Origin of the sequence: Paraburkholderia bannensis NBRC 103871 (assembly GCF_000685015.1) — a bacterium.
GTDB lineage: Bacteria > Pseudomonadota > Gammaproteobacteria > Burkholderiales > Burkholderiaceae > Paraburkholderia > Paraburkholderia bannensis.
In genome coordinates this window covers 12,715-31,354 of the sequence record NZ_BAYA01000048.1, presented here as the reverse complement: position 1 = coordinate 31,354, position 18,640 = coordinate 12,715, and the positions used below count along the sequence as shown (strand labels likewise).

The following is an 18,640-nucleotide window of genomic DNA, read 5'->3' as shown; positions in this document are numbered from 1 at the left end:
AACACTCGGATGCGTTGGGGATTGCGAGGACGCAATCGAGCTCATACCTAATCTACAAAGGTCCGTTTCGCCTCTACGTTTGGAGCGACCTCCGTTTAATACAGCATAAATCTGGATCTGATCATACGAGATTGATGACTAAATTAGCTGGAGAATTTGCCGAGAAGTGCGCGCACGCCGACCGCAAAAGCGATATCTGTTGCCTTCGGCACGGCCCAGCCGCCAGGGATGCCTGACGCCCGATTCAACGTGTAATAAATAATGGCAGGAACGATTACGCCGCCCACTGCTGCCACTACTGGCAGGAATGCATGCCGCAATCTGCACAGCGAGCCTTCGTGGATCTCGCGACGGATTTCCATTTCGACGATGAGAAAGAAAACGGTCATGAGGCCGTCATTGGTCCAGGAAGTGCAGCGACTCGCCGAAAACACGCCTTCCCACACCGATTACGATGGGCGGCTCCCATAGCTACTGGTAGGGACGCGCTAGGGGAGAGTTAGCGATAATCAGCGCAGCTGATCATCAATATGACGCCACTCGCTGCATCAATGTGGAGCAAATCTTTGAAGGCGGTGAATGCCTTGCGGGCTATCGGCTCGACCGCTGGTATCTTGCGTGGAGAAACATTCTGTTGCATATGCGAGAGAAATCCTGCGCGGCGGCCCGACCAGCGCAGATTGCCTGTCCCGCTGCATTATACAGCTAACCCCTGTGCACATTGTACCGCCGAGGCTTCACCGCTGACTCCGATCTTTCCGGATCAATAAAAAAGCAACGGCCGAGTGCGTAAGGGTTATCAGGCGTTTGCAGTACTCTAAAGCTGATTGCCTTTCTAACTCGCGCGTAGCGATGTCGCGTCCTGCGTGGAATCCGGCGACCTGGAACAGGAATACATCGTATTACCGGTTTTCCAGCCTAAAAAAATGGGTTCGAAAATTGCTGCATTCGAACAGGAAACGTACCATCTTGATGGAAGTCGCGATGGATGTCCGATGAAACCATGCCCCTTCCCATGGAATTGCTGCATACTAAAATAGCGTGGCTAGGGGTAAGCCCGCAGGGATTAGTGTTGGGAAAACGTCGTGGACGACGGCTCGATGGATAACGAGCACTCCAGCAGATCGGCCCTTCGCTTTACGCCTATAGAAATGCCTTGTGGATAGCCATGGATCAACGGGGAAGCAAGCCTGATCAAAATATCACGGCAACGCACTTTCGCGACGCTCGTCGCGTGATTGGCGCGTCGATCGTTTGCGCAGTAGTATTGCCAGCTATGTATGTAGCACTTACCGCAATATCGGACTGGAGCGATCATCTCGCAGCTGCGACTGATACGACAGTCCGAGCTGCCAGCGTGGCCCAACAGCAGGCAGTGAAGTTGTTCGACATCGATGCAGTCGCCATTCCCGCTTTAATTGCCAGCGTTTCAAGACTTGATGCCCAAAAAATAGCGGCTTCTGCAACTACGATCCGTCAACAACTGATCCGGGCCGGTGCTGGCTACCCCCAGATCTCATCGATCAATGTCATCGGGAAAAACGGAGATCTACTGGTTTCCAGTACGCCCGTCAACCGGCATGTGAGCATTGCCGGGCGGGAAGACTTCGCTACGGTCAGTGCGGCGCCTGAGCAACTGTACATCTCGCGTCCCATGATAGGACGCATTACAGGTGTAAAGACTTTCAACGTCGCTAAAGGGTGGACAGAAAACGGCGCATTTGCGGGAATGGTGTCAGTCTCGATGAGGCTTGATTATTACCGCGACTTTTTCCGTGACCTGCGCAGTCCTGACAGCCCTTTGTATCTCGGTCTTCTGAATTCAAATGCAGTTCCTTTAGTCTGGTATCCGGAAAGTCATCGGTCCGACGTCGAGAAGCTGATATTGAAATGGGTCGCGGCCGAATTCGGCCAACATTCTGTTTCTGGTAGTAATCGACTTTACCCTAGCGATGGAGAGGCAGGCGCAGGCAGTATCGTTGCGTACCACCGTGTCGGCGACTACAACTCTTATATTGTAGCTTTTTACCCCCTGGCCTCGTTATCCACTGCGTGGGGCAAACGTACATTGCGCCTGTCTCTGACGACATTCACTCCATCCGCCGGCATCGTTCTGCTTTTGTGGCTGTACCTTCGCAGGCTCAATCGCGAGGAGCAAGCATGGAGGCAGCTTGAGGCACACCGCGAAGCCCTTTTGAACATGGAAAGAAGCCATGAAGAGAGCCGTCGCCTCGAGACACTTGGCAATATGGTCGCCGTGGTTGCCCACGACTTCAACAACATCCTCATGGCCGTGACTGCGCACGCCGCCCGCGGGATTCAGGATTCGAAGTCGAGGCACCAGGCATTAATGGATATCAGGGTGGCCATTACGAAGGGCGAGGCTCTGACACGTCGCCTGTTAGGCGTGGCACGCAAACAGCCGCTACATGAAAAGCTTCTCGACCTAAGTGTTTGGGAAGGATTTTCACTGTTACAACCCGCCCTGGGCGATTCGATCGTGTTTGAAAAAGCACTGGCTGAGGGTATCTGGTTGATACGCGCGGATGAGAACGAGCTCGAGCTGGCATTACTGAATCTAGCGATGAATGCGAGAGATGCAATGCCCAAAGGCGGGCGAGTGATGCTGAACGTTGCCAACGTCGCACATGGAAACGGGTCTCGCGAGATCCAGGACTACGTGAGCCTCTCCTTCCGGGATGAAGGGCCTGGTATGGACATTGCCACGCGTGAACGTGCTTTTGACCCCTTCTTCACCACCAAGCCGGTCGGGCAAGGAACCGGACTTGGCCTCGCACAGGTTCGCAGTTTCTGCGAACGGGCCGGCGGCTTCGTCAAAATCGACAGTGCGCCCAATGAAGGGACGACCGTTTCGCTCTTTTTGCCACGAGCCAGGGCGACGGCAACCAAAGCCGTCGACAGCCTGACGCCTGGAGTTGTGGCAACTCGCCCAATGCATCTGCTTTTTGTCGAAGACGACCCGCTTGTCGCGGCTGCACAACAGGCAGTGTTCGAATCAATGGGCCACACCGTCGTCTCGGTGGGCGACGCTCAAGCGGCGCTGGACGTGCTGAAACTTGGTTCGTTGAATTTTGATGGGGTGGTTTCGGACATCCAGATGCCGGGTGAAATGACAGGGGTAACACTCGCTGCTGTAATCCGTGGCCTCTACCCCGAGCTCCCGGTTACGCTCCTGTCCGGCTATGCGCGCGAAGCGCTGGAGGGTATCGACTCGATAGGCGTTGGCGTATTCGCGAAACCCTGCGACCCGTTCGAGCTGGAAAAGCATCTTCAAGCGTCGCTGCTTCCATTGGATAATCGTTTGGACGGCCTGCCACCCTATCGCAGCGAGATCAATCAATAACAGGGGGATCACTGCGGGCTGCCGTGCACTGTCTGGCAGTTGAGTTCAACACAGACCTGGCTATTGCCGGATATAAAAGGTAAGCGAAATCATTGCCACGAAGCCGACTCGTGCGGGTTTGCCTCTATGTATTGAAGCACCTTCCGACCCGTTAATACATAAGCGCATGTGGATGCGCATTCATGAACCATGTAGCCCCACCTGGATTCACATGACTTCGTTCAGTTTCCGGCAGAAGCTTTGGCTGCCCTTGGTCATCAGCCTTGTCGCACTGCTGCTCGTTACCATCAGTTCTGCCTGGCTTTCTTACCAGACACGCATCGAGGAACGGCGTAATGATCTGATGAATATAGCGCATGTCGGCCTAAGTATTGTTCAGGAATATGCCGACCTTGAACAAAGCGGTGCGCTGACCTCCGAGCAGGCGCAGAAGGAGGCACTCCAGAGACTGCGGGGCGTCCGTTATGGCAACGACGGCTACTTTATCGTTATCGACTCGACGCCCCGCATGCTCATGCACCCAATCAAGCCCGGCACGGAAGGCAAGGACCTAACAAACGTGGTCGACGATGACGGACGTCATCACTACGTGTCCTTTGCCGCGGCGGCAAGACCGCCCAATGGGGGGTTCGTTGGCTACGTCTTCCCGCATCCTGGCATGAACCCACCCAAAGCTGTCGACAAACTCGGCTACGTCATCCGCTTCGCGCCCTGGGACTGGATTATCTCGACCGGCGCCTACGTTGACGACATCGAGAATGCCTTCATGCAATCGGTCTATCTGGCCATCGTAGTCTTCGCCGTCATCGCTGCGCTGCTCGCAATTATCGTGGTGTACACCAATCGCAGTATCGAACATGCCATCGGAGGCGATCCACGAATCGCCTCCAGCATCGCGGACGCGATCGCCTGTGGCGATCTCGGTACGCCGCTAGTTGTTAGCGAGAAAGATCGCACGAGTCTGATGTTCGCGATGGGGCAGATGCGCAACGCGCTCTCCGACATCGTCGACCGGATCCGCGCGGGCGCAGGCAATGTAGCCGCAGCAGCCAGTCAGATCGCAAACGGTAATATGGATTTGTCCTCGCGAACCGAGAGTCAGGCAGCGGCTCTGCAACAGGCGGCGTCAAGCATGCAACAGTTAACAGGAACCGTGCGAAGCACCGCTGAAAATGCCCATGCAGCAAGTGATCTCGCCGGCGCTGCCGCCCAGATCACTGAACGCGGCGGAGAGATGGTGCTGCGTGCAATCGGCACGATGGGGGACATCCGGACGGAATCGACAAAAATGGTCGATATCATCGGGGTCATTGAGGGCATCGCCTTTCAGACAAACATTCTTGCGCTCAACGCGGCGGTAGAGGCAGCACGGGCCGGGGAGGAAGGTCGGGGCTTCGCTGTGGTTGCGGGGGAAGTCCGTATGCTTGCACAGCGCAGTTCGACGGCTGCCAAGGAGGTCCGCGATCTGATTAATCAGGCAGTCAGCCGCGTTGGTGATGGTGCTGAACTCGTTGAGGCAACCGGGAAGACGATCAGTGACGCCCGGGAGGCGATCAACCGCGTTACCGGGATTGTCCGCGAGATCGCTTCAGCTGCGACCGAACAGAGCAGCGGACTTGAGCAGATCAACCTCGCCATCGCACAGATAGACGATAAGACGCAGCAAAACGCCGCGCTGGTCGAAGAAGCCGCTGCCGCAGCGCAATCGCTCGACGAACAATCGCACAATCTGCAGGATGCCGTGGCTATTTTCAGGACAGCAGACGGGCAGAAATTGCCACGATAACGCGTAACGTTAATTCAGAATCGCCTGTCCAAACAAATATCACCACTATAGCCTTGGCTGTACGCGAGGAACCATTTTTTTCCCGATACGTGAAATGTCAGCAATGACTAGACCGTAAATCTCTACGAGACGTCACGAGAGGATGAATCAATCAAGAATCGGTCACGATTTTTCGCGTTCGCAATCCACGCTGGCGCACGCCCACGCCCTGACCAGGTAGCGCCAGTTTTGGGATCTTTGTACTTAGCCGCGACAGGAGTGCCGCGCCCGACGCCGCCTGGGCGATGTCGACGCCCCTGTCCAAAGATATCTCTTTCGGTAAAACCGAACTCGGCGACTTTTTCTCGCACCTCTGCTAGCACTACAGCATACTCAGATTGCCTGGCAACTGCTGCCTGCTCCTCGAGCTTTGCGATCTGCGCCTTAAGTTCTTTGTACGTTGTCAAAACTTTTACCTCCGCAAACTAGCTTGCAATTGATATCTCGCTCAACCGTTTGACTACTCACCGACTGTCTTAACGCCCCACAGATTACCGAACCTCCGTCAGTGCGACAATAGCGTAAGCGCCCGGGCAATCCATCGTGAGGTTCAGTAACGCCTTTGGGGCAATGTCGTGTCCACCTAACGAGTAGTGGGGACTACTTTGACAACAGAAGCACTGAAGAAATCGGGCCGCAAAGGTACACCGAATCATCCGCTCGAATTCCAGCGCGAGATCGCCAGGCTGGCGAGCTCGGGGTTGGTTTTGTCGCACTCACGCGGTCAAGTAAAATTCGTCGACCACATGACAAGCATGATGGCAAAGACGAAGACGCCGAGCAAGACGCTGCCAGCGGGCGTCGGCAAGGTACAGAAGCGGCTGCACTACTCACTGGACGTGATCTTGCTGTGCGGCCGGCGGCGGTACGTGGCGTACTCACTGAACCTACGCTACCTCGAAGAAATGATGGCCGAGCGAGGTATCGAAGTGGATCATTCGAGTGCGCACCGGTGGGTTATCAAGCCGCGGCAGGTGTTTGAGCAAGCATTCCGCAAACGCAAACGGCCTGTCGGCAAAAGCTGGCGCGTCGATGAGACCTTCGTCAAAGCCAACGGCCAATGGAAATACCTGTACCGCGCGGTCGACAAGGCGGCCAACACCGAGGATTTCCTGCTGCGTGCCAATCGGGAGAAGGCCGCGGCGCGCCGCCATTTCGAGAAGGCGATTGAACAGCGGCGAACCCGAAAAAATTACCGTGGACAGGAGCGGCGCCAAACTGGCTGCGCTTGAAGCGCTCAATGCCGAGCACTTGACGCCGATCAAGATCCGGCAAATACCTGAACAACGTCGTCGAGCAGGATCACCGTGCCATCAAACGCGTCATGAAACCGATGACAGGGTTCAAGGATTTCCGCTGTGCGCGCATCATCCTGTCCGGCATAGAGATCGCACAAATGATCAGCAAGAGGCGGATGTGTGACGATGGCGTCACCTCGACTGCAGCCGAACAAATCTATTCTCTCGTGATGTAAGTAATCCTCCCTCTTCATATCAGGCGCCTGATGTCACATCGCCCTCAACGCGACGCAACCATATTACATCGGGTTGGCGCCCGCTCCCGGTCACATCGCTCGCGCGGCGCCACAATTGCATGGCAGCCGTAACTCGCGTCCGGTGAGCGCACCAGCATCACGTCCAGCTGGAATTCCCTGGAGCGGAGGGGGAAAGTCGCAACTGCAATTACGCACTTGCCTCCAAAGCGTTCACGGTCAGCGCAACTGGAAGCGCTCGCCGCGAAGCTTCGAGGAATAGCTGTCGAATGAGCCAATGCCTCTTGGCAGCAGTGGAAAGTACGGCCCGGCGCGAGCCGTCGCCCCCGCATGCATCGATACCCGCGACGTCGCCGGGCGGACGGTCGGTGAGGTGCCTGGCAACGTGCAACTGCCGAAGCCCGTGTGTGCCGTGTCCAAGCCCTGCGGGACACACTGATCGTCCGCTCGCGCCCGGACCGTGGCGAGACACAGGATCAGTATCGTCAACGCAACTCGTCTCATGTTAACAGGTCTGGCAGCGGCAGACCCGGAGCGTCTGCTGCCATCACTCCTTTAGAATAGCGTTTTGCACTACCGCACAAAACCGCCTATATTTTATGTCACATAGTGACCTTTTTCTATCTGGAACTCGAAAAATTTGGAGAGGCCTATGCCGTCGAAGCCACGCAGGGTGACGGATATGGTGACTCGGGCCGACCTGGAAGAACTGTCCGAATTTCGGTATCGCCTTCGGCGATTTCTGCGGTTTTCAGAGGAGATCGTGCACGCGGAGGGTGTAACCCCGCTTCAGTACATGCTGATGCTGCATACACGCGCGTTTCCCGATCGTGACTGGGCCACTGTTGGCGAGATTGCCGCGCGTCTGCAGGCATCATCCCACGGAACGGTTGCGCTCGTGACGCGCTGTGAGATGGCCGGACTCGTGAGCCGGGTGCAGAGCGCGTACGACCGCCGTCAGATGCAGGTTCATCTGACGCAGGAAGGCGAGCGGCTACTGATGAAGCTCGCAGCATTGCACAAGGAAGAGGTCCAGTCGTTCGGCTGGGCATTCCGGGACGGGAAGGATTAGGCGGTGCGATACCCGCCACGGTACGAGAACAAAGCAAACGGTCAGGGGTGACTGCAAGCAAGGAGGTCGGCATGAGCACAACCTCAAACCTGACCCTCGAAGGCAAGCTTCGGCGCGACGCCGGCATCGTCGGGCTACTCCTCGCCAGCACCACGAGCATGATTGGCTCGGGCTGGCTCTTCGGCGCCTATCACGCCTCCCGCATTGCCGGACCGCTGAGCATCGGCAGCTGGGTACTGGGCGCGGTCATCATCATGCTGATCGCGCTGTGCTTCGCGGAACTTGCCGCGCTCTTCCCGCGAAGCGGCGCTCTTGTGCATATGAGCCATGCAAGCCATGGCGAAGGACTGGGTCGCATATGGTGCTGGCTGCTTTTCCTCGCTTACGTCCCGGTCCCTGCAGTCGAGTCTGAAGCCATTGTCACCTACGCTAACAACTACCTGCCGTGGTTTATCCGGCCCGGCAGTGCGGGGTTGCTCACGCTCGCGGGATTCGTCGCCTGCGCCGCACTGCTCGGCGTCACCGCACTACTGAACCTGATGGTGGTGCGCTGGCTTCTCAACGTGAATTCGACCATCACCTGGTGGAAAGTGCTCGTACCGCTCGTGACCATCGTCGCACTCATGACGGCCAGCACGCACTGGGACGTCATGCATGTGGCACCCGGCACCTATCGGCTCTCTGGCATGTTCACTGCATTGCCTGCGGCCGGCATCGTCTTCAGCTATCTCGGCTTTCGTACGGCCATCGACCTGGGGGGCGAGACCGCCAATCCACACCGTACCATCCCAATCGCCGTGATTGGCGCAGTCGTGCTCGCGGCTGTCATCTACATCCTGCTTCAGGTCGCGTTCGTCATGGCGCTTTCGCCCGCCGACCTTGCCCATGGCTGGGACAAGGTCAGCTTCAAGGGCGAAATGGGGCCGTTCGCTGGTCTGGCTGCCACACTTGGGCTCGGCTGGATGGCGACGCTGCTCTACATTGACGCCTATGTCTCGCCTGGTGGCACGGGCCTGATGTATGTGACGGGTGGATCGCGCATCCTGTTTGCAGCAGGAGAGATGAACGCCGGGCCGCAAGCGCTCACACGTCTGAACCGCTTTCAGATTCCATGGGTCGCTGTGCTGGTGATGTGGGTAGTGGGTGTGCTCTTCCTGATGCCCTTCCCCGCCTGGCAGCAAATGGTGGGCTACATCACGTCGGTCACTGTGCTGACCTACGGCCTCGGCCCAATCGCACTCATGGTGCTGCGGCGGAACCTGCCAGATCTCAAGCGCCCCTTCCGGATGGGGGCCGCCGGTTTCATTGCCCCGCTCGCCTTCATCTGCAGCAACCTGATCATCTACTGGACGGGATTCAGGACCAACAACTTCCTGTTCTCGCTGGTTGCGATTGGCTTCATTGCCTATGCTGTTCACTACCATTTCATTGCACGGCGCGACGTTCACGCCTTCGGCTGGCGTCATATTGCCTGGCTGCTGCCGTGGTTTGGCGGCCTGTGGCTGCTCTCCTGGCTTGGCGGTATCGGTGCCGGCCGTGGCGTGATCGGCTTTGGGTGGGACATCCTGCTGGTCACGCTGTGGAGCATTGTGGTGCTTGCACTGGCGCTGCGTAGTGCACTCAGCGCAAGCGAGACGTCGGACATGATGGCACGCATGGATCACACCAGCTAGGTGAAGCGGCGGCCGGGCCGCCTGCGCAACCCGGGAGCGCGCGATGAACGATAGCGGCGAAAGACGCCAGCATGATGCACAGGAGGCTGGACACCACCGGTCCGTGCGGGTGGCGCCTGGCCTCGCCGCGCCTTCAACCTTGCAGGAAGATGACGGACAGCCCGTGGGCCTCTACCGTCTGTGCTGCTATGCCTTTCTCGTCGGCGTCGTCACCGGACTCGGAGCCGTGGTGTTTCGCGGCCTGATTGGTGCCGTCCACAACGCATTCTTCATCGGCCATCTGTCGTTCTCCTACGACGCGAGCCGGTTCACGCCACCGGCTCCCTGGGGAGCATTCGTGATTCTCGTGCCGGTTGCGGGCGGCGTGGTTGTCACCTGGCTCGTCAGCACGTTTGCGCCAGAGGCAAAGGGACACGGCGTCCCGGAAGTCATGGACGCGATCTATTTCCGGCGGGGGATCATCCGGCCAGTTGTGGCCGTTGTGAAGTCACTGGCATCCGCATTCGCCATAGGCACGGGTGCCGCCGTCGGTCGGGAGGGTCCAATCATCCAGATCGGGTCCGCTCTGGGCTCGACGCTGGGTCAGGCGATTCCGATGGCAACGGGCCAGCGCATTACGCTGGTCGCAGCCGGCGCTGGCGCGGGCATCGCAGCGACCTTCAACACGCCGATCGGCGGCGTGCTGTTCGCGACCGAGTTGATGATGCCTGAGATCAGCGTCAACACGTTTCTGCCCGTCGCACTTGCAACCGGCACCGCCACATTCGTCGGCCGCCTTTTCTTCGGCGTGGAGCCGGCGTTTCTCGTACCCGAGCAACTGGGCGCACTGCCGAACCAGCCGGGGAGCGCCCTCACCATGATGCTTTACGCGGTCCTCGGAGCCGTCACCGGCGCGGCCGCTGCACTGCTCATCCGCGCCCTGCACTGGGCCGAGGATAGTTTTGACGTCATTCACGGGCGCTACTGGCGGCATGCCATCGGGATGCTGCTGGTCGGTTTGCTGATGTACGCGCTGATGCGGCACGCAGGGCACTACTACGTCGAGGGCGTAGGATATGCGACGATCCAGGCGACACTCTACGGACAGCTCCAGGGTGGCCTCTTTCTGCTGGCACTCGTGCTCGCCAAGATGTTCGCCACCTCGGTGAGTCTTGGCTCCGGTTCATCAGGCGGGGTGTTCTCGCCGTCGCTCTTCATTGGCGCAACACTGGGTGCGGCGCTCGCATCGGCGTTTCAGTTCGTGCTGCCGGGCATTCCCGTCAGCGTGCCGGCGTTCGCCATGGTGGGCATGGGTGCGATGGTCGGCGGCGCCACCGGTGCTGCCATGACGGCCGTGGCGATGATCTTCGAAATGACGCGTGACTACGACATCGTGCTGCCCATGATCATCGCCGTCACCTTCAGTCTCGGTGCGCGCCGCCTGCTCTCCCGCGAGAGCATCTATACCCTCAAGCTCGCGAGGCGCGGCCACATTATCCCCGACGCGCTCCACGCGAATATCTTTCTGGTGCAGAGCGCTGCGCAGTTGATGGAAACCGATGTCCTCGTGCTGGACACAGCTACACCTATCCGGGACCTGCTTCGCTCTCCTGACGCCCCGGCATTTCGTCACGTCGTCGTGACGCGGAAAAACAGGATCCACGTCGTGCTGCGCATCAACACCGGCCTGCGACGTGCAGTGAGCCACGACGATCCGGCGATCACGATTGGCCGACTTGCGCAGCGCAACTTCATCGTCGTCTCCGAGTCCGATGCGGCCTTCGACGTGATCAGCCAGTTGCGTTCACACCGGGCCGTCATGGCCGTGGTCGTCAACGGCGATGGGTCCGGGCCGCCGAAGGTAAGCGGCGTCATAGCAAAGGAGCACATCGCGGATGCCGTTGCCAGCAGCATCCGCATTTTCCCCGCGCGCGCCGGGAACCGGGCACGCGGTATCTACGGCGCTGATAGCGCGTCGCAATTCGAGGTGGCGGCACGCGACGCCGGCAAGGAGGTCAGCAATGAAGCTGAAAGTTGAGTGGGACGCGATCCGCACGCGGATCGAAACAGCGTTGCATGCGGTGAACCTGCGTGATGGTGCCGACTACCGCGACCCACTGCCGGATAACCGCGAGTGGGTCGTCATCTACCGTACGGCACATGGCTATTGCGGTATGTACAGGGGAATGCCCGTCACCTTCGAGGACAGACTCGAAGTCGACCTGTGGGCCGATGATATGGATCTGCGGCCCTATTTCATGGGCTTGTAAAGGCAGAACAGGTGACCCATGCCGCGCGAACCGCTGTCCATGGCCGCTTACCGGCGGTAGACCAGATCGGCGCGCCGGTTCTGCGCCCATGACGCTTCATCGTGCCCGAGTGCGAGAGGTTTCTCCTTGCCAAGGCTGACCGCTTCGAGCTGCGAATCCGGTACGCCAAGCGATTCGAGTTCGTGCAATACAGCCTCCGAGCGGCGCTGGCCCAGCGCGAGGTTGTACTCGTCCGTACCACGCTCGTCGGTGTTGCCCTGAATCAGCACGTGCTGCGTCGGATGGCGATGCAGATAGTCCGCGTGTGCCCGCAACAGCGGGAGGTAGTCGTCCTTCACCGTGTAGCTGTCAAAATCGAAGTAAACGCTGCGTTTCGCCAGCGGGCTGTTCGGATTGTTGAGCTCGTCCATCATCGAGGTCACGCCGGTCACCGGCTGCGAGGTGGCTGCGTTCATGTTCGCCATACCGGAAGACTCAGGCGTTTTCGTTGCCGAGTGACAACCGGCTAGCAGTGCAAGCGAGAGGATGGCGACACACGATCGATTCAGGCTCATGACGGCTCCCGATCCAGGTTGAAGAGCGAATCATCAATACTCGGATTTCGCGATCCAGTCTAGACAGAAATTCCCTGAACTGCCACCGTATTTCCCCTCAGCGTCGGCGCGATGCTTCTAATCCATTCAAACCGTCTCAGGGACTACCGGTTTAAGTTTCTCTTAATTTTTCCCGGCTAGATTCTATGAAATATCATGCCGTGATCTAACATTGCGATATACTTTCAGTGAGCGCGGTGCGAGTTCCCCTGACGTTGTCGTTTCCTCAGCTTGCCGGATGGTAGCGTCCGGTTGCCGTCCGTGGCAGGAGCGGCAACTATTTTCACCCAGCGTCCGCTGGGTTTTTTTTACCGTTTATATGCGCGCAACGTCCACATCGCCCACTCCCCGCTCACGCATGAGCGCGCCCGAGTTGCGCGCGACCGTATCGCTCGCGGCGATCTTCGCGTTGCGCATGCTCGGTCTCTTCATGATCATGCCGGTGTTTTCCGTCTGCGCGAAAACCATTCCAGACGGCGACACCCTTCTGCTGGTCGGCATTGCACTCGGCGCATATGGCGTCACACAGTCGCTTCTCTATATGGAAGATCTATCTGCCCGTCATGGACCTTGCGTTCGTCATGAGGGTGCCGGCCATCATCGTCGCCGAGAAGCGGGGCAAGATGAAGGCCGTGCTCGTTTCTGCAATTGGTCTTTTCCTGATCGGCCAGCTTTTGCTCGGCTCGCTTGCGCATACACTTGTCATCGTGTCGGCCGTGCTGTTCGTGCACTTTCGGGCTTCAACATTCTGGAGGCTTCACAGCCTTCGCTCGTCTCGAAGCTGGCGCCGGGCAACCGCACGGACGCAGCCACTGGCGTGTACAACACCACACAGTTGATCGGGCTCGCGCTCGGCGGCGTGGCGGGCGGATGGATGGAGCCTGCCGGCAAGTGAGTGTGGAAAAATAGGGGAGACAGATCGTGCGCATGTTGGGGCTGATTGACCGGCGGACGCTGCAGCGAGCCAAGCGCCTATGGCTCCATTACGGCGTATTCTGGCTCGGAGCGATCTCCGTTGGTCTCATCGCGGTGCTCTACGCGAAGCTGATCGATTTCGGATACGGCCTGTTCCTGCATTACGCCGCCGAGCGCTCCTGGTTGCCGCTACTCGTAGCGCCCGCCACAGGTGCCGTGACGGTCTGGCTCACGCGCCGCTTCTTTGACGGATCGGAAGGCAGTGGCATCCCACAGGTGATCGCCATGCTGCATGGATCGGACGAACTCGGCCCACAACTGCTCACCCTGCGCATTCTCGTCGGCAAGATCTTCATTTCCTTTCTGGCCATTCTCGGTGGCTTCACGATCGGCCGCGAAGGCCCCACCATTCACGTTGGCGCGGCCCTGATGTTCAGCCTGAGGCGCCTCTACCCAGAGCGGTTTCTTGCTATCCGCCCGGGCGTACTGGAGCGCAGGCTTGCGCTCGCGGGCGCAGCCGCGGGCCTGTCGGCAGCGTTCAACGCGCCGCTCGCGGGCGTGGTGTTCGCCATCGAGGAGCTTATGCGCAGCTTCGAGCAGCGCACGAGCGGCGTGCTGATCACGGCCATCATTTTTGCCGGCGTCGTCTCGCTGGGACTTCAGGGCAACTACGTGTACTTCGGTACGATCGATATCGGCTCGGGACTGCCCCAATGGCTCAGCCTCGCCGTCCTGCTGATCGGCGTGGTGGCAGGCGTGCTGGGCGGATGCTTTTGCTGGCTGCTGCTCAACACGAAGCGCTGGATGCCCGGACCGCTGCTCGAACTGCGAGGAAAGCAGCCTGTACTGTTTGGCGCCTTCAGCGGGCTCGTCATCGCGGTCGTTGGCGTGCTGACACACGGCCATACGTTCGGCAGCGGCTATGCCGAAGCACGCAGCATGCTCGAGGGTACTGCGCACGTCAGCGCGGCATACCCGCTCCTGAAGATGGTATCGATGGTGGGATCGTACCTGCCCGGTGCGCCTGGCGGCCTGTTCGCGCCATCGCTTGCGATTGGCTCTGGCATCGGTAATGCGGTGCACATGGTGTTTTCGCAGATGCAGCTTCCGATGCTCATCGCGCTCGGCATGGTCGGCTATCTTGCAGCGGTCACGCAGAGTCCTATCACAGCGTTCGTGATCGTCATCGAGATGATCAACGGGCACGCGCTCGTCATCTCGCTGATGGCAACGGCGCTCATCGCGAGCCGTGTCTCGCGCCTTTTCGCGCCGCCCCTGTATGAAGCGCTCTCGCAGCGTTACCTGCGGGAGCCGTAAGGCAAATGCCGATGCGGGGCCGGATCGTATTTCAAACGGGGATGACATGAAGATTGCGGACAAGCTGGAGCGGCGCCTGCTGGGAATGGCACACGTGCTATGTCTTATCGCCCTCGTAGGGGCCGTGCTGGCGATGATTGCGTTGATGCTCGCACTCGCCGTTCCTGGAAAGGCTGCTGCAACCGCAGATCCGCCGCTCACTGCCAGCGAGGTGCTCTCGTCCATACCTGGATCGGAGGCCGCGAACGACGCGCTGTCGAATGACAGCGAGAATGGCAGCGACCCCGTGGCGAATATTTCTGGCGCCGCGGGATTCCTGATCCCTGCGCCCTTACGTACCGTATTGAGCCAGGACAATGCGAGTCAGCCGCTGCTCGAGGCGTGGCTTGAGAGTGTTCCCCTAGCCGACCGGCAACAATTTCTGGACGAGTTGTCCAACGTCGTCACGCGCGCGATGCAGCGAGCCGCGTCATGGGAATGGGACAATCGCGAGCGGTATGTCGCGGCGGCCATGAACCAGTATGCCCGGGTCAAGATCGAGCGCATTGGCGCGGCCCAAACCGCCATTCAGGCGGCGCGCGGCAGAAGCGAACAGCTTGGATCATCGCTGGGAACGCTCCTCGGACTGGCAGGCTTCCTGGTCTTGCTTTTGCTGCTGACCGCAATCGAGCGCAATACACGCAACAATACGGGCGGACGAAAGGCGTGACCACGGTTGTGGCCGTGACGACACTGAAAGTGTGCAGTCTTTACCGGCGGTAATGGCCTGCACGCATGCCATGCAATCCTGAACTTTGCGAACTTTCTTTGGCCCGCGATGCTGGACCCGCCGCCGCGCCACGGATGGCATCAAGTTGTCCGGTGCATGCCATTTCCGCGCCGCAGCGGGGACCGCCTCACGCAGGCCGATCGAGTGATCAGGTTCGAAGCCGTAAAGGTTCGACGATGCCCAGGCACACATAGGCCTCATCGCAGTAACGCGATTGGATTATCAACGCCCCGGGGCTCCCGGCATTCCTGACAACGATGCGGTATCAACCGGATGAGACTCGACCGACTGTGACCGAGGCTGTGCCACAACTCGAGACGATCCGGATTTCGCGTGCCGCTTTACGATTCCTTATGCCGCGATGCCAGTTTGTACTGCGGCATCGCCCTGTCACGCAGCAATTCGAATCGTCCCACTTTCGCAAAATGCGGGATGTGTAAAGCGTTCGTGTGACTGTACCAGCACTGCAACAATAGCGGCCGCCATTTCCATCAACGGCGCCCCGCTTATGATAGCCGCCTGCAGTCAGGAGCCGGCGAGCGTGCTGACTTGGCGTAGCAAGTTGAAGACGGCCGTCGCGGCCAGCAGCGATTTCGTCGCTGCGCCATCTGCAAACACGCAAACAGCCAAGCCTGCAAAACGGCTGGTTCGATCTGCCGAGTTACGATCCGGTCCGCCATCATTTCATCTCGGATGTGAAACGCTCTTGCATGTGGTGGTCATCATCGTTAGCAGCGGTCAATACAACGGCATAGACGCTGGGGATCAGCCCAATGAAACACGTACATCTGCTCCTGCTTTGAGGCTCCCACCGCCCGGGAGAATGGAAAGTTTCTCGTGAGCGTCATCCGAACCGCTACCCAATTTCAAAAAGGAGCCGCATGGTAATCTCCCGACGCCCGGCCGCCCATCGACTTCGCTGCGCCTCTACATACATGCGTTGACTCAGACGCCTTGCCAGTTGCCAGCAAATATCCTTTGTGCGAAACCGGCAGTCACCATGGACAGCACATGAATTCACCCAAAACACCCAAAAACAGGCTCCCAGGCAAGCATGAACTGGAAGCAATGTCGGTGTTCCGTTACGACCTGCGCAGATTCCTGCGCGCCTCCGAAGAAATCGCTAATGAAGCCGGCATCACAACGCTTCAATACCAGTTGCTGTTGCATGTGCGCGGTTTCCCAGGACGGCAATGGGCGACGGTCGGCGAACTTGCCCAGCGGCTGCAGGCCGCTCCGAACGGTACGGCAGCCCTCGTCTCGCGCTGCGAGTCGGCGGGCCTCGTGATACGCAAGACCGATCCCACAGACCGCCGGCAGGTTCAGGTGCATCTCTCGCCGAAAGGCGAGCAGTTTCTGCTAAGCCTGGCCGCGAAGCACAAGGCGATCTACGGCACATTCCGCTGGGTCTTCGACGGCACCGGCGGGTAAGCGCCGTCGAGAGCGACCTCACATTTATGTCACAATGTGCCCCAATTGATACTTTGGCCATTTCTCATGCGCATGCTCGCTCTTTTCGAACGTCCGCGGCTGCTTCGCCGGCAACGCCACTGGTTCTACTTCGGCATGTTCTGGCTCGGCGCCGTCGCAACCGGTCTCGTTGCCGTGCTGTATGCAAGGATGATCGACTTCGGCTACGAGACGTTCCTGCACATGACAGACCGAGCGCCATGGGCACCCCTCATCGTGACCCCCGCCGTTGCGGCGCTGGGCGTCTGGATCACGCGCCGGTGGTTTCCTGGGTCCGAAGGCAGTGGCATTCCTCAAGTCATCGCGTCGCTGCATGACGTGCGCGAACTGGGGCCACGCCTGCTGACACTACGCATCCTGGTCGGCAAGATCGCCCTCTCAATTCTCGCGATCCTGGGCGGCTTCACCATCGGCCGCGAAGGTCCGACCATCCATGTCGGTGCCGCCCTCATGTTCTCGCTGCGACGCTTCTATCCAGCGCGTTTGCGCGGTGTCTACCGCGCGGGACTCGAGCACAAGCTCGCACTTGCGGGCGCAGCGGCCGGGTTGTCGGCGGCGTTCAACGCGCCACTCGCAGGCGTCGTCTTCGCGATCGAGGAACTGACGCGAAGCTTCGAGGCACGCACGAGCGGCGTCATCATCACCGCAATCATTTTCTCCGGCGTGGTATCGCTCGCGCTGCAGGGCAACTACGTCTATTTCGGCACGATCGCGATCAATGGCAATCTGCCCAATCTTCTCGCCATCGCGGTGATGCTGGTCGGTTTGGTGACCGGCATCGCGGGCGGCGTGTTCTGCTGGCTGCTGCTCAACACCAGGAAGTGGATGCCCGTGCAGCTGTTCGCGTTGAGAGCTGAGCGGCCCGTCATATTCGGCGCGATGTGCGGGCTGTTCATCGCCGTGATCGGCGTAGCCAGCGGTGGCCATCTGTTCGGTAGTGGCTACGCCGAAGCGCGCGGCATGCTCGAAGGTCAGTCGCAGCTTGGCGTGGCCTATCCTCTGCTGAAGATGGCATCGATGGTCGGTTCCTACCTGCCAGGTACGCCCGGCGGTCTGTTCGCGCCGTCGCTCGCGATCGGCGCGGGCATCGGCAACGCGCTTCACATGGTGTTCGGTCAGATGCAGTTGCCGATGCTAATCGCGCTCGGCATGGTCGGCTATCTCGCCGCCGTCACACAGAGCCCGATCACGGCGTTCGTGATCGTCATCGAAATGATCAACGGCCACGCGCTGGTGATTTCGCTGATGGCCACGGCGCTTGTGGCGAGTCAGGTCTCGAAGCTCTTCGCGCCGCCGCTTTACGAAGCGCTCGCGCAACGCCATCTGGTGGACAAGTGAACAGCGCTGCTCGCCCATGACAGCGCTCCAGTCAACACGGCACCGCATGTCGGCCTTAACGAAGCGTCGCCGCGTGCGTGCGCAACTCGGGCGATCGTTCGCCAGTCGTGTGCCCGCCCGGCACGAGACAGTGCTGGACGATCTCCAGATAACGCGAAGGCGCAATACGCCCCTCGAAAAATTCGGCGCGTGTGCGATGGCTCCGACGCCGAAGTACTACGCCTAACTCCACGCCCTGAAACCACGAACGGGCGCTGATCTGCCAGGTCGCGCGCGTGGAGGTAAGAGCGAGGTTGTGCGTCGAGAGCTTCCAGTCATGCATCACGCAATCAGCGACAGTCAATGGCGGGGTTGGCGAGGTACCGCTAAAGACCAGAGGCAATGCAGCAATTGTCGAAACGGCCGAATGGTCGCTACAGGCGGCCAGCACGAGGCATGCAACACACGCCACCATCTGGCGCTTCACATTCACAGTCATCTTGCTCCGTCCCGCAACAGTTTCCACGTACCGGGAACGTAGCAGCCATCTCCGCATGGCTTCTTTCTGGCCGACTCGCCCGCGT

The 18,640-nt window shown here is 59.4% G+C and carries 13 protein-coding genes and 2 pseudogenes; 12 read left to right on the top strand and 3 right to left on the bottom strand.

Features of this window, described 5'->3' with window-relative positions; genetic code table 11:
• Positions 1–143 precede the first annotated feature (143 nt).
• Positions 144–389, bottom strand: coding sequence for a Na+/H+ antiporter NhaA (locus BBA01S_RS47930; protein WP_027820774.1), 246 nt, complete (start codon positions 387–389; stop codon positions 144–146).
• A 779-nt stretch (positions 390–1,168) separates the two neighbouring features.
• Between BBA01S_RS47930 and BBA01S_RS36770 the strand changes: the two genes are divergently transcribed.
• On the top strand, positions 1,169–3,364 hold the full coding sequence (locus BBA01S_RS36770) for an ATP-binding protein (RefSeq protein ID WP_084162769.1): 2,196 nt from the start codon (positions 1,169–1,171) through the stop codon (positions 3,362–3,364).
• 211 nt (positions 3,365–3,575) lie between these two features.
• A complete protein-coding gene (locus BBA01S_RS36765) occupies positions 3,576–5,150 on the top strand; it encodes a methyl-accepting chemotaxis protein (protein ID WP_027820772.1) in 1,575 nt (524 codons plus the stop codon).
• Between the two features lie 122 nt (positions 5,151–5,272).
• On the opposite strand, the gene BBA01S_RS46390 is transcribed toward BBA01S_RS36765, so the two are convergent.
• Positions 5,273–5,596: an H-NS histone family protein gene (locus BBA01S_RS46390; RefSeq protein ID WP_084162768.1), complete on the bottom strand. Its 324-nt coding sequence runs from the start codon at positions 5,594–5,596 to the stop codon at positions 5,273–5,275.
• Between the two features lie 348 nt (positions 5,597–5,944).
• Here BBA01S_RS46390 and BBA01S_RS44480 point away from each other — a divergent pair.
• The 5 genes and pseudogenes from BBA01S_RS44480 (at position 5,945) to BBA01S_RS44470 (ending at position 11,675) form a co-directional block, all read left to right on the top strand.
• A pseudogene (locus BBA01S_RS44480) lies at positions 5,945–6,663 on the top strand (IS6 family transposase).
• A gap of 670 nt (positions 6,664–7,333) precedes the next feature.
• The gene (locus BBA01S_RS36755) at positions 7,334–7,753 is read left to right on the top strand and encodes a MarR family winged helix-turn-helix transcriptional regulator (RefSeq protein WP_084162767.1); all 420 of its coding nucleotides are present in this window, start codon (positions 7,334–7,336) and stop codon (positions 7,751–7,753) included.
• A gap of 71 nt (positions 7,754–7,824) precedes the next feature.
• On the top strand, positions 7,825–9,426 hold the full coding sequence (locus BBA01S_RS36750) for an APC family permease (RefSeq protein ID WP_027820770.1): 1,602 nt from the start codon (positions 7,825–7,827) through the stop codon (positions 9,424–9,426).
• Between the two features lie 43 nt (positions 9,427–9,469).
• Positions 9,470–11,443 (top strand): chloride channel protein, encoded by a 1,974-nt coding sequence (locus BBA01S_RS44475; RefSeq protein ID WP_084162766.1) that lies wholly within the window; start codon positions 9,470–9,472, stop codon positions 11,441–11,443.
• Complete coding sequence (locus tag BBA01S_RS44470; protein WP_042298495.1) at positions 11,427–11,675, top strand: hypothetical protein; 249 nt, start codon at positions 11,427–11,429, stop codon at positions 11,673–11,675. The genes BBA01S_RS44475 and BBA01S_RS44470 overlap by 17 nt, the downstream gene beginning before the upstream one ends.
• Before the next feature lie 47 nt (positions 11,676–11,722).
• Here BBA01S_RS44470 and pal read toward each other — a convergent pair whose 3' ends face one another.
• Positions 11,723–12,229: a peptidoglycan-associated lipoprotein Pal gene (pal, locus tag BBA01S_RS36735; RefSeq protein WP_027820769.1), complete on the bottom strand. Its 507-nt coding sequence runs from the start codon at positions 12,227–12,229 to the stop codon at positions 11,723–11,725.
• A gap of 397 nt (positions 12,230–12,626) precedes the next feature.
• Between pal and BBA01S_RS46385 the strand changes: the two are divergent.
• From BBA01S_RS46385 to BBA01S_RS36700, 5 genes and pseudogenes are all read left to right on the top strand, one after another.
• Positions 12,627–13,145 (top strand): annotated as a pseudogene (locus BBA01S_RS46385) (MFS transporter); the annotation flags it as partial.
• Positions 13,146–13,195: 50 nt separating this feature from the next.
• The gene (locus BBA01S_RS36720) at positions 13,196–14,500 is read left to right on the top strand and encodes a chloride channel protein (protein WP_407668370.1); all 1,305 of its coding nucleotides are present in this window, start codon (positions 13,196–13,198) and stop codon (positions 14,498–14,500) included.
• 46 nt (positions 14,501–14,546) lie between these two features.
• Complete coding sequence (locus BBA01S_RS36715) at positions 14,547–15,209, top strand: hypothetical protein (RefSeq protein WP_027820766.1); 663 nt, start codon at positions 14,547–14,549, stop codon at positions 15,207–15,209.
• Positions 15,210–16,280: 1,071 nt separating this feature from the next.
• Entirely contained in the window at positions 16,281–16,700 is a 420-nt protein-coding gene (locus BBA01S_RS36705) for a MarR family winged helix-turn-helix transcriptional regulator (protein ID WP_027820765.1), read from the top strand.
• A gap of 66 nt (positions 16,701–16,766) precedes the next feature.
• On the top strand, positions 16,767–18,077 hold the full coding sequence (locus BBA01S_RS36700; protein WP_042298494.1) for a chloride channel protein: 1,311 nt from the start codon (positions 16,767–16,769) through the stop codon (positions 18,075–18,077).
• Positions 18,078–18,640: the final 563 nt, after the last annotated feature.

Bases quoted from the DNA above. Each gene is read 5' to 3' on its own strand.
- BBA01S_RS47930 (WP_027820774.1), bottom strand. From the start codon at position 389: ATGACCGTTTTCTTTCTCATCGTCGAAATGGAAATCCGTCGCGAGATC.
- BBA01S_RS36770 (WP_084162769.1), top strand. From the start codon at position 1,169: ATGGATCAACGGGGAAGCAAGCCTGATCAAAATATCACGGCAACGCAC.
- BBA01S_RS36765 (WP_027820772.1), top strand. From the start codon at position 3,576: ATGACTTCGTTCAGTTTCCGGCAGAAGCTTTGGCTGCCCTTGGTCATC.
- BBA01S_RS36755 (WP_084162767.1), top strand. From the start codon at position 7,334: ATGCCGTCGAAGCCACGCAGGGTGACGGATATGGTGACTCGGGCCGAC.
- BBA01S_RS36750 (WP_027820770.1), top strand. From the start codon at position 7,825: ATGAGCACAACCTCAAACCTGACCCTCGAAGGCAAGCTTCGGCGCGAC.
- BBA01S_RS44475 (WP_084162766.1), top strand. From the start codon at position 9,470: ATGAACGATAGCGGCGAAAGACGCCAGCATGATGCACAGGAGGCTGGA.
- BBA01S_RS44470 (WP_042298495.1), top strand. From the start codon at position 11,427: ATGAAGCTGAAAGTTGAGTGGGACGCGATCCGCACGCGGATCGAAACA.
- pal (WP_027820769.1), bottom strand. From the start codon at position 12,229: ATGAGCCTGAATCGATCGTGTGTCGCCATCCTCTCGCTTGCACTGCTA.
- BBA01S_RS36720 (WP_407668370.1), top strand. From the start codon at position 13,196: ATGTTGGGGCTGATTGACCGGCGGACGCTGCAGCGAGCCAAGCGCCTA.
- BBA01S_RS36715 (WP_027820766.1), top strand. From the start codon at position 14,547: ATGAAGATTGCGGACAAGCTGGAGCGGCGCCTGCTGGGAATGGCACAC.
- BBA01S_RS36705 (WP_027820765.1), top strand. From the start codon at position 16,281: ATGAATTCACCCAAAACACCCAAAAACAGGCTCCCAGGCAAGCATGAA.
- BBA01S_RS36700 (WP_042298494.1), top strand. From the start codon at position 16,767: ATGCGCATGCTCGCTCTTTTCGAACGTCCGCGGCTGCTTCGCCGGCAA.